Source organism: Streptomyces sp. IBSBF 3136 (genome assembly GCF_036815105.1).
GTDB lineage: Bacteria > Actinomycetota > Actinomycetes > Streptomycetales > Streptomycetaceae > Streptomyces.
Genome location: NZ_JAJSZC010000248.1, coordinates 1 through 10873, shown reverse-complemented (window position 1 = coordinate 10873; position 10873 = coordinate 1). Strand labels below are relative to the sequence as shown.

The 10873-nt window shown below is 73.3% G+C and carries 9 protein-coding genes; 6 read left to right on the top strand and 3 right to left on the bottom strand.

All coding sequences use genetic code 11. The features are described 5' to 3' along the window. Positions 1-30 precede the first annotated feature (30 nt). The 5 genes from V7E45_RS34545 (at position 31) to dnaK (ending at position 7605) form a co-directional block, all read left to right on the top strand. Positions 31-2109 carry a phage holin family protein gene (locus tag V7E45_RS34545; protein WP_333778201.1) on the top strand — a complete coding sequence of 693 codons (2079 nt, stop codon included), beginning with the start codon at positions 31-33 and terminating at the stop codon, positions 2107-2109. Positions 2110-2187: 78 nt separating this feature from the next. Then, positions 2188-3249, top strand: a complete 1062-nt coding sequence (locus V7E45_RS34540; protein WP_333778200.1) for an ATP-binding protein — start codon at positions 2188-2190, stop codon at positions 3247-3249. Further along, positions 3246-5045 carry a vWA domain-containing protein gene (locus tag V7E45_RS34535; RefSeq protein ID WP_333778199.1) on the top strand — a complete coding sequence of 600 codons (1800 nt, stop codon included), beginning with the start codon at positions 3246-3248 and terminating at the stop codon, positions 5043-5045. Before V7E45_RS34540 ends, V7E45_RS34535 begins: the two co-directional genes overlap by 4 nt. Before the next feature lie 63 nt (positions 5046-5108). After that, on the top strand, positions 5109-5534 hold the full coding sequence (locus tag V7E45_RS34530) for an OsmC family protein (RefSeq protein WP_317446311.1): 426 nt from the start codon (positions 5109-5111) through the stop codon (positions 5532-5534). A 160-nt stretch (positions 5535-5694) separates the two neighbouring features. Next, positions 5695-7605 (top strand): molecular chaperone DnaK, encoded by a 1911-nt coding sequence (dnaK, locus tag V7E45_RS34525; protein WP_333778198.1) that lies wholly within the window; start codon positions 5695-5697, stop codon positions 7603-7605. A 55-nt stretch (positions 7606-7660) separates the two neighbouring features. On the opposite strand, the gene V7E45_RS34520 is transcribed toward dnaK, so the two are convergent. The 3 genes from V7E45_RS34520 to V7E45_RS34510 form a co-directional block, all read right to left on the bottom strand. Further along, positions 7661-8473, bottom strand: coding sequence for an SAM-dependent methyltransferase (locus V7E45_RS34520; RefSeq protein WP_333778197.1), 813 nt, complete (start codon positions 8471-8473; stop codon positions 7661-7663). Positions 8474-8512: 39 nt separating this feature from the next. Continuing rightward, positions 8513-9376, bottom strand: a complete 864-nt coding sequence (locus V7E45_RS34515) for a helix-turn-helix domain-containing protein (protein ID WP_333778196.1) — start codon at positions 9374-9376, stop codon at positions 8513-8515. Positions 9377-9476: 100 nt separating this feature from the next. Further along, positions 9477-10307: a helix-turn-helix domain-containing protein gene (locus tag V7E45_RS34510; protein WP_333778195.1), complete on the bottom strand. Its 831-nt coding sequence runs from the start codon at positions 10305-10307 to the stop codon at positions 9477-9479. A gap of 79 nt (positions 10308-10386) precedes the next feature. On the opposite strand from V7E45_RS34510, the gene V7E45_RS34505 reads away from it, so the two are divergent. Further along, complete coding sequence (locus V7E45_RS34505; protein WP_333778194.1) at positions 10387-10800, top strand: ADP-ribosylglycohydrolase family protein; 414 nt, start codon at positions 10387-10389, stop codon at positions 10798-10800. The last annotated feature ends 73 nt before the right edge of the window (positions 10801-10873 follow it).

Sequence of the window (10873 nt, the reverse complement as noted above, 5' to 3'; positions counted from 1 at the left end):
CACCGGCGGGGGAGGGCCGGGACGTGAGGTGTGCGGGGCGTGCGGTGGCGGCGGATTGCCAGTCAGATCGGACGGAGCGTCACGGTGTGGGCGGTCTCCACCCTCACCATGCTCCTCCTCGCGGGCCTGCTGCCCGACTTCCGGCTCCAGTCCCCGACCGGTGACAGCGCCACCCGGATCGCCGTCACCGCCGCCTGCGGCGCCGGCGCCTTCGGCCTCCTCTCGGCCGTCGTCTGGCCCCTCCTGGTACGGCTGCTGCTCCTCGTGCCGGCCCTGGTCCTCGGCCTGCTGGTGTTCTTCCTCAACGGCTCCCTGCTGCTGCTCGCCCTGCGCCTCAACCCCTCCGGACGCGGCGAGGTCGCGCCCGAGACCGCCGTCATCGTGGCCGCCGTCATGTCCGCCGTCGCCTCGGCCACCGGCGCCGCCCTCGTCGTACGCGACGACGACGCCTACCGCCGCCGCCTGCTGCGCCTGGCCGACCGCCGCCGCAGAGCCGACCCGCCCTGCCCCGACACCCCCGGACTGGTCTGCGTCCAGCTCGACGGCGTCGGCCACGACGTCCTCACCGGCGCCGTCGCCAAGGGCCTGATGCCGACCGTCGCCCGCTGGCTGTCGACCGGCGACGGTGTACAGCCGACCCACCGCCTCACCCCCTGGCGCACCGACTGGTCCAGCCAGACCGGCGCCAGCCAGCTGGGCATCCTGCACGGCAGCACCTTCGACGTGCCCGCGTTCCGCTGGTACGAGAAGGACCGCGGCGAGGTGATGGTGTGCAACCGCCCGACGAGCGCCGCCGAACTCCAGCGCCGCGCCATATCGCATACAGCCGACGGCGGACTGCTCACCGTCGACGGGGCGAGCCGCGGCAACCTGTTCGGCGGCGGCGCCGGCGAACAGGCCCTCGTGCTCTCCATAGCCGCCCGCCGCCGCGGCCGGGAGAACCGTTCCCGCGCCGGCTACTTCGCCTACTTCGCCGACCCCGCCAACGCGGTCCGCACCGCCCTGTCCTTCCTCGCCGAGGTCGGCCGCGAGATCGGCCAGTCCACCCGGGCCCGGTTCCGCAGACAGCGGCCCCGCGTGGGCCGCGGCGGCCTCTACCCCCTGGTGCGGGCCTTCGCCACCGTCGTCGAACGCGACGTCGTGGTCGCCGCCGTCCTGGGCGACCTGCTCGCCGGCCGCACCGCCGTCTACGCCGACCTCGTCGCCTACGACGAGGTCGCCCACCACTCCGGACCGCACAGCCGCGACGCCGAGAAGGTCCTGCAACGCCTCGACCGGTCCCTCGCCCTCGTCGAGAAGGCCGCCGAACACGCCCGCCGCCCCTACCGGATCGTCGTCCTCTCCGACCACGGCCAGAGCCCCGGCGAGACCTTCCGCTCCCGCTACGGCCTCACCCTCACCGACCTCGTCCGGGCCGGCTGCGGACTGCCCGTGCCCCGCCGGGCCGACCGCACCCGCAGCGGCGCCGAGGCACGCGCCGCCGTCCGCGCCGCCCTGCGCCGCCCCGAGGCACAGCGCAGCGAGGAACACCGCCCCGACCGCGACTCCGAGCCCATCGTGCTGGCCTCCGGCAACCTCGGCCTGGTCTCCTTCCCGGACGTGCCGCACCGCATGACCAAGGAAGAGATCGACGCCCGCCACCCCGCCCTGCTCGCCACCCTCGCCAACCACCCCGGCATCGGCTTCCTGCTGGTGCGCAGCGAGCGGCACGGCGGCGTACTGCTCGGACCGTACGGCACCGAGATCCCGCTGGCGGACCTGGACGAGGAGCCCGGCCCGCTGGCCCGCTTCGGCCCCGGTGCCGCCGACGCCGTCCGCCGCACCCACTCCTTCCCGCACACCGCCGACATCATGGTCAACTCGGCCCACGAGCCCGCCGACGGCGAGGTCCTCGCCTTCGAGGAGCAGATCGGCTCCCACGGCGGCCTCGGCGGGGCCCAGTCCCGGCCCTTCCTGCTCTCCCCTCTCACCCTGTCCGCACCCGCCGCCGACGGAGCCGAACTCGTCGGCGCCGAGGACGTGCACCACGTCCTGCGCCGCTGGCTGCGCGAGGCCGACGGACCACAGGTGCCCCTCACCGAGCCGGCCCGCGAGGAGCGGGCCGCCTGAAAATCGGCTGCGGGCACGGGCACGCCCACCCACACTGTTCGAGTCGCACACTCTCGAACACCCCGAGGAGCCCCGGCCTTGCAGGCTGCCGTCACGGTCACCCCCGCCCGCCTCCCCGAACTGCTGCTCGGCCTCGCCACCGTCCGGCCCGTCTTCCTCTGGGGCGCCCCCGGCATCGGGAAGTCCTCCCTGGTAAGGGAGTTCGCCGCCTCCCTCGGTCTGGAGTGCGTGAGCCTGCTCGGCACCCAGCTCGCCCCCGAGGACCTGATCGGCGTGCCCCAGATCCGCGACGGGCGCTCGGTGTTCTGCCCGCCGCAGACCATCGCCCGCGACGAGCCGTACTGCCTGTTCCTTGACGAGCTGAACGCCGCCACCCCGGACGTGCAGAAGGCCTTCTACTCGCTCATCCTCGACCGCCGCATCGGCTCCTACGAACTGCCCGAGGGCTCCCTCGTCATCGGCGCCGGCAACCGCGCCACCGACAACGCCCTCGCCCGGCCCATCGCCTCCGCCCTCGTCAACCGGCTCACCCACGTCCACCTGGAGGCCTCCGCCACCGACTGGCTCGCCTGGGCCGCCGGCGCCGGCATCCACCCCTGGATCCTGGACCACCTCACCGACCGGCCCGACCACCTGTGGTCCAAGCCGCCCAAGATCGAGGAGCCGTTCTCCACCCCCCGCTCCTGGCACATACTCTCCGACGCCCTGCACTCCTTCGGACCCGCCCTCGACGAACCCACCCTGACCGTCCTCGCGCACGGCACCCTCACCCCCGCGCACGCCACCGCCTTCTGCGGCTACGTCAAGGTCGTCCGCAGCCGCTTCGGCATCGACGCCATCCTCAAGGGCGACGCCCGCTGGCCGCACCGTCCCGAGGACCGCGACCTGCTGTACTTCCTCGCCGAGTCCTTCCGCGGCCGCCTCGTCAAGGAGCTGCCCGCCGGCAAGGACCACCTCTCCGAGAACGGCCGGCAGACCGCCTACCGCGCCAAGTCGCTGCTGGTGCAGCTCGCCGAGATCTCCGTGGAGGTCGCCCAGGGCGTCATCGCCTCCGACGCCGACGGCAACCCCGTCCTGCCCGCCTGGTTCCTCATCGAGGCCGCCCGCGACATGCCCCGGCTGGTCGAGGCCCGCCGATGAGCCGCGGCGCCAGGAACCGGAAGACCAAACCCGACCCGGCCGCCGAGCGTTGCGCCGAAGGCATCCGGCTGGTGCGGGCCAACCCGGCGCTCGCCGCCCTCGACGCCGACCTGTGCCGGCAGGAGGACTGCGCGTTCGCGCCCCGCGACGGCCTGGTCCGCGTCACCTCCAACGGCACCCTCCACCTCCACCCCACCCGCCGCGCCGAGCCCGCCGAATGGGCCTGGGCCCTCGCCCACGCCCTGATCCACCTCGGCTTCGGACACGTCCCCGCGGCCCAGGGCGAACGCGTCCAGCCCGACCGCCACGACCTCGCCGCCCGCTGCGCGGTCGTCAACCGCTTCCTCGCCACCTTCACCGTCGGCCGCGCCCCCGACCACCTGCCCGCCACCTATCCCGACGGCGACGAGGAGCAGCTCGCCGCCCGCTGGCGCCGCGACGGCATCCCCGCCGCCCACGAGCACGGCGGCACCGCCGGCCCCGAACCCGACCAGCTGCTGCTGCCCTGGAGCCGGTGGGGCGGCAAGCCCCCCGACTGGCAGCTCGCGTTCGCCCACGGCCTCACCCGCACCATGGCCACCGCCATGGACCTGGCCGGCGGCCGCCGCGACACCATGACCGGCGGCCCCACCCGGCTGCGCCCCTGGGAACGCGCCCTGAGCTGGTTCGTCTCCTCCTACCCGCTGCTCGGCGGCATCGCGGCCGGCATCCGGCTCGTCGCCGACGCCGAACTCGCCCGCGCGCACGGCATCGCCATCGCCGCCGTCGACGCCGGCGCCGGCGAGATCTACGTCAACCCGCTGCGCACCCTCGACGACGAGGAATGGCGCTTCGTCCTCGCCCACGAGATGCTGCACGCCGCCCTGCGCCACGGCGACCGCTGCGGCCCCCGCGACCCCTACCTGTTCAACGTCGCCTGCGACTACGTCGTCAACGGCTGGCTCGCCGAGATGGGCGTCGGCACCATGCCGGACGGCCTGCTGCACGACCCGCTCCTCGCCGGCCTGTCCGCCGAGGAGGTCTACGACCGCATCGCCGGCGACCTGCGCCGCATGCGCCGCCTGGCCACCCTGCGCGGCAAGGGCGCCCGCGACGTGCTCGGCGCCCCGCTAGGCCCGCCCCGCGCGGCCGTCGACCTCGACACGTTCTACCGCCGCGGACTCGCCCGGGGCCTGGACCTGCACCAGGAACAGGAACGCGGCCTCCTGCCCGGCGGCCTGGTCGAGGAGATCCGCGCGCTCAGCCACCCGCCGCTGCCCTGGGACGCCCGACTCGCCCGCTGGTTCGACGAGTTCGTGCCCAGTCCCCAGGCGGTACGGTCCTACGCCCGTCCCTCCCGCCGCCAGGCGGCCACCCCGGGCATCCCGCGGGCCGGCCGGTATTTCCCGCCCGAGGAGATCGCCCGCTGCACCTTCGGCGTCGTCCTCGACACCTCCGGCTCCATGGACCGCACCCTGCTCGGCAAGGCACTCGGCGCCATCGCCTCCTACGCCGCGGCCCGCGACGTACCGGCCGCCCGCGTCGTCTTCTGCGACGCCGCCCCGCACGACGCGGGCTATCTGCCGGCCGGCGAGATCGCCGGCCGGGTCCGGGTGCACGGGCGCGGCGGCACGGTCCTGCAGCCCGGCGTCGACCTGCTGCACCGCGCCGACGACTTCCCGCCCGCCGCCCCGGTGCTCGTCATCACCGACGGCTGGTGCGACACCCTGCGGATACGGCGGGAGCACGCCTACCTGATCCCCGAAGGCCGCCGCCTGCCGTTCACCCCGCGTGGCCCGGTCTTCAAGGTGCGGTGAGCCCGGATGTGATCGGATGGGACCAGGAACTCACCTACGGGATCACACGCGAAAGGAACCACCGTGGCTACCACGCGCACCGCGCACACCGTCTGGGAAGGCAACCTGCTCGAGGGCAACGGCGTCGTCACCTTCGACTCCTCCGGCATCGGCCAGCAGCCGGTGTCGTGGCCCTCGCGCGCCGAGAAGGCGAACGGCAAGACCAGCCCCGAGGAGCTGATCGCCGCCGCCCACTCCAGCTGCTTCTCCATGGCCCTCTCGCACGGCCTGGCCGGCGCCGGCACCCCGCCCACCCGCCTGGAGACCAAGGCGGACGTCACCTTCCAGCCCGGCGAGGGCATCACCGGCATCCACCTCACCGTCACCGGCGAGGTGCCCGGCCTGGACGCCGAGGCCTTCCGCTCGGCGGCCGAGGACGCCAAGAAGAACTGCCCGGTCAGCCAGGCCCTGACCGGTACGACGATCACCCTGACGGCCGAGCTGGCCTGACGGCCGTAGGCCCCGCGATGCCGCGTCCCGCCGGGGCGCGGCATCGCCGTTCCCGGGCACCCGTGCATTGACAAGGGCGTGCGCCCGTCCTGTGCTGGGAGTGCGGCAGGCGTCCTGACGGACGCGTCCTCACGGACGCGCGGGCGGAAGGGGACGGACCATGGCACGTGCGGTCGGGATCGATCTGGGGACGACGAACTCGGTGGTGGCCGTCCTGGAGGGCGGCGAGCCCACCGTCGTCGCCAACGCGGAGGGCGCGCGCACCACCCCCTCCGTGGTGGCGTTCGCGAAGAACGGCGAGGTCCTGGTGGGCGAGGTCGCCAAACGGCAGGCCGTGACCAACGTCGAACGCACCGCCCGCTCGGTCAAACGGCACATGGGCGACCCGGACTGGCGCTTCCCCGAGCAGGGCTCGGTCGACGGCACCCGGCTGCGCGCCCAGGAGCTGTCGGCACGGGTACTGCAGAAACTGAAGCGGGACGCCGAGTCCTATCTCGGCGAGGACGTCACGGACGCCGTGATCACCGTACCGGCGTACTTCGACGACGCGCAGCGCCAGGCCACCAAGGAGGCCGGGGAGGTCGCCGGCCTGAAGGTGCTGCGGATCATCAACGAGCCCACGGCCGCCGCCCTCGCCTACGGCCTGGACCGCGGCGAGGAACAGACCGTCCTCGTCTTCGACCTCGGCGGCGGCACCTTCGACGTCTCCCTGCTGGAGATCGGCGACGGAGTCATCGAGGTCAAGGCCACCAACGGCGACACCCTCCTGGGCGGCGACGACTGGGACCAGCGGATCGTCGAGCACCTCGTCAAACGGTTCAAGGGGCAGTACGGCATCGACCTCGGCGCCGACAAGATGGCGGTGCAACGGCTGCGCGAGGCCGCCGAGAAGGCCAAGATCGAGTTGTCCTCGTCCACCGAGACCTCGATCAACCTGCCCTACATCACCGCCTCGGCCGAGGGCCCGCTGCACCTGGACGAGAAGCTCACCCGCGCCCAGTTCCAGGAGCTGACCGCGGACCTGCTGGACCGCTGCAAGAAGCCCTTCCACCAGGCGGTCGAGGACGCCGGGGTGCGGCTGTCCGCGATCGACCACGTCATCCTCGTCGGCGGCTCCACCCGTATGCCCGCCGTCACCGACCTGGTCAGGGAGCTCACCGGCAAGGACCCGCACAAGGGCGTCAACCCCGACGAGGTCGTCGCGGTCGGCGCGGCCCTCCAGGCAGGCGTCATCCGCGGCGACGTCAAGGACGTCCTGCTGCTGGACGTCACCCCGCTGTCCCTGGGCATCGAGACCAAGGGCGGCATCATGACCCGGCTGATCGAACGCAACACCACGATCCCGACCCGCCGTTCGGAGATCTTCACCACCGCCACCGACAACCAGCCATCGGTCGGCATCCAGGTCTACCAGGGCGAACGCGAGATCGCCGCCTACAACAAGAAGCTCGGCGTCTTCGACCTCACCGGCCTGCCGCCCGCCCCGCGCGGGGTCCCGCAGATCGAGGTCGCCTTCGACATCGACGCCGACGGGATCATGCACGTCTCCGCCAAGGACCTCGCGACCGGCCGCGAGCAGAAGATGACCGTCACCGGCGGCTCCGCCCTCCCCAAGGACGACATCGACCGCATGATGCGCGAGGCCGAGCAGTACGCCGAGGAGGACCGCGGGCGCCGCGAGGCGGCCGAGACCCGCAACCAGGCCGAACAACTCCTGTACCAGACCGAGAGGTTCCTCGCCGACAACCGCGAACGCGTACCCGCCGACACCCGCACCGACGTCGAGGCGGCGATGACGGAACTGAGAACACTGCTCGGCGGCGACACCGACACCGCCGCCCTGCGCACCGGGGTCGAGAAACTCGCCACCGTCAGCCAGCGGATGGGCCAGGCCATGTACGCGCAGGACCGGTCCGCCGACCCCGGCTCCGCGGGTTCGGGGGCCTCCGCCGGCTCCACGGGACCGGCCGGGGAACACACCGCGCCGGACGAGGAGGGCGTCGTCGACGCGGAGATCGTCGACGACGAACGGGACACCGGCAGCGGCAGGGGCACCGGCGGCCCGGCCTAGCGGGGCCCGCCGGGACGGCACCCGCCGTGCGTACGGCGGACGGGCGCCGTCCCGGTCACGGCTTGCGCGCCACTCCCGCGTACACCGGCACCACGCCCTCCGTCTGCGCGGCCACGTCCTCCGGCTCCGGCCGCCACCCGTGCACCGGGATCACCCCCGGACCCAGCAGCTCCAGACCGTCGAAGAACCGCAGGAACTCGGGCAGCGTCCGCGGGTGGAAGGGCGTACCGCCCGCACGGAACAGCTCGGCGGCCCGCGCCATGCTCTCGGGGCTGAGATCCGGCGTGACCTGGGTCAGGATCAGGTGACTGCCCGGCGCGAGCCGGTCCACATAGCGCTTCACCAGCCCGTACACGTCGTCCGCCGCGTCGTCCAGGTAGTGCGTCAGCGCGATCAGCGACAAGGCGACCGGCCGGTCGAGGTCCAGGCTCTCCCCGGCCCGCCGCAGGATGGTGTCCGGGTCACGGACGTCGGCGTGGATGTACTCCGTGCTGCCCTCCGCCGAACCGTGCAACAGCGCCTCGGCGTGCCGCAGCACGATCGGGTCGTTGTCCGCGTACACCACCCGGGCGTCCGCCGCCGCGCCCTGCGCCACCTGGTGCAGGTTGGGCTCGGTGGGGATGCCGGTGCCGATGTCGAGGAACTGGCGCACCCCGGCCCCGGCCGCCGCACGGACGGCCCGCTGCATGAACCGGCGGTTGGCACGCGCCCCGCGCACCACCGTGCCGTCCACGGCGAGGATCCTGCGGGCCAGCTCCTCGTCCACCGGATAGTTGTCCTTGCCGCCCAGCCACCAGTCGTACACCCGCGCCGGGTGCGGTCGGCTGGTGTCGATCACGGTGGGGGGCGCACCGTCGGAACCGGTCATGCGGCGTCTGCTCCTAGCTGTTCACAGGGGTCGGGGTCGTCAGAGGGTCTCTCGGTACTCGCGCAGGATCTTGCGGGTGCGCTGCGCGGAGGCGGCCCGGGCCGTCATGTGGTCCAGCACCTCCAGATGCGCCGCGACCTCCTGGCGCGAGTCCAGGTACAGCGCGCCCGTCAGGTACTCGGTGAACACCATGTCCGGCAGCTCCGGCTCCCCGAACCGGAACAGGGTGAACGGCGCGTACGTCCCCGGATGCGGGCCGGCCGCGAACTCGGCCAGCTGCAGGGTGACCCGGTCCCGCTCGGCGTACTCCAGCAGCCGGTCGAGCTGGTCCCGCATCACCTCGGGCCGCACGCTCACCGGGCGCCTGAGCACCGTCTCGTCCATGATCACCCACAGGTGCGGCGGATGGTCCCGCTCCAGCAGCCGCTGCCGCTCCATGCGCAGCGACACATGCCGCTCGATGGTGTCCGGGCCGGTCTGCCCTATCGTCCCGGCCTCCATCACCTCACGCGCGTACGCCTCCGTCTGGAGCAGCCCGGGCACGAAGTGCGGCTCGTAGGAGCGGATGATCCGGGCGGCGCCCTCCAGGCTCACGTACAGGCTGAACCAGTCCGGCAGCACGTCGTGGAACCGCTGCCACCAGCCCGGCTCGTTCGCCTCCTCCGCCAGCCGCACGAACGCGGCCGCCTCCTCCTCGGCGACCCCGTACGTCGACAGCAGCACCTGCACGTACGGGATCTTCAGCGAGACCTCGGCCATCTCCATCCGCCGGACGGTCGCCGACGCCACCCTGAGCACCCGGGCCGCCTCGTCACGGCCGAGCCCGGCCGCCTCCCGCAGTTCCTGCAGCCGCTTGCCGAGCACCACCTGGCCCACGGTGGGCGCGGCCCGCCGTTCACTCACGCCACGCCCTCCCCTACGCGCCGAAGCATGCGGGCAGTCTGCCATGCGACCCGCCCCTCGCACACGTGGTCGAGGACAACCGGAATTCCGGGAGGACCGGTCAACCCGCCACCGTGCGAAGGTACTTGGCGGTCGCCGGATCGGCGGGCAGGAACGTCTCGATGGCCAGTTCCGCCACCGTCACGTCCATCGGCGTGTTGAACGTCGAGATGGACGACACGAACGACAGCACCCGGCCACCGTGCTCGATCCGCAACGGCAGCGCGAAGTACGCCACCGGTTCGGCCGGTTCGTCGTCCGCCGCCTCCTCGGGCACCGGATACCCGGCCACCTCCTCGTACAGCGACCGCAGCGGGTCCGAGCGGTGCAACGCGATCTCCCGCTCCATCTGCGCCAGCAGATGCCCGCGCCACTCGCGCAGATTCCGGATCCGCGGCGCCAGCCCCCGCGGATGCAGCGTCAGCCGCATCGCGTTCGGCGCCGGCGCCAGCAACTCCTCGTCCACCCCCTCCAGCAGCATCGCGATACCCCGGTTGGCGGCGACCACCGTGTACCCCGCGTCCACCACCAGCGCCGGATACGGCTCGTAGCCCTGGATCAGCCGCTCCACACCGTCACGCAACGCGTCCAGCGCCGGGTCGTCCAGCGGCGTCTCCGGATAGCGCGGCGCGTAACCGGCCGCCACCAGCAGCGCGTTGCGCTCCCGCACCGGCACGTCCAGGTGCTCGGCCAGCCGCAGCACCATCTCCTCACTGGGCCGCGACCGGCCCGTCTCGACGAAACTGATGTGCCGGGCGGAGGAGTCGGCCCGCAGCGCCAGCTCCAGCTGCGAGATCCTGCGCCGCTCCCGCCACGAACGCAGCAGCGGGCCCACCCCCTTGTCCGTGGGGGCGGCTGCGGAGACGGACGGGCCGGTCGCGACAATGGTCATACGGACGACCGTAGTCGAGGAGCCCGCCCGGCGACCGCACCCGCGCACCGGCCGGCACCCCAGCCGAGGGAGCACACGCATGAACCAGCCCTGGCGGCAGACCTGGCACGCCGCAGCCGTGTACCGGTCCCGGGTACGCGGCTGCCTGCTCGGCGGCGCACTGGGCGACGCCCTCGGCTACCCCGTCGAGTTCGCCTCCCTCGACCGCATCCGCGCCCAGCACGGCCCGCGCGGCGTGACCGGACTCGTCCCCGGGGCACACGGCGCGCTCGGCCTCGTCAGCGACGACACCCAGATGACCCTCTTCACCGCCGAGGCCCTCCTCCAGGCCCACGCCCGCGAACGGGAGAAGGGCATCGGCGGCGCCTGGCCCCAGCTGCTGCGCCAGGCCTACGAACGGTGGCTCACCACCCAGACGGCGTCCGCCCCGCCACCGGCGGCCCCCGCCCACGGCGGCGAACACGCGCACACCTCCACGCCACACGCTCCTTGAGTCCCGCACCCTTCTGCGCCCCTGCGCCGCGTCACCTCCCGGGCTCCACCTTCGAGCCCCACCCCTCAAGGCC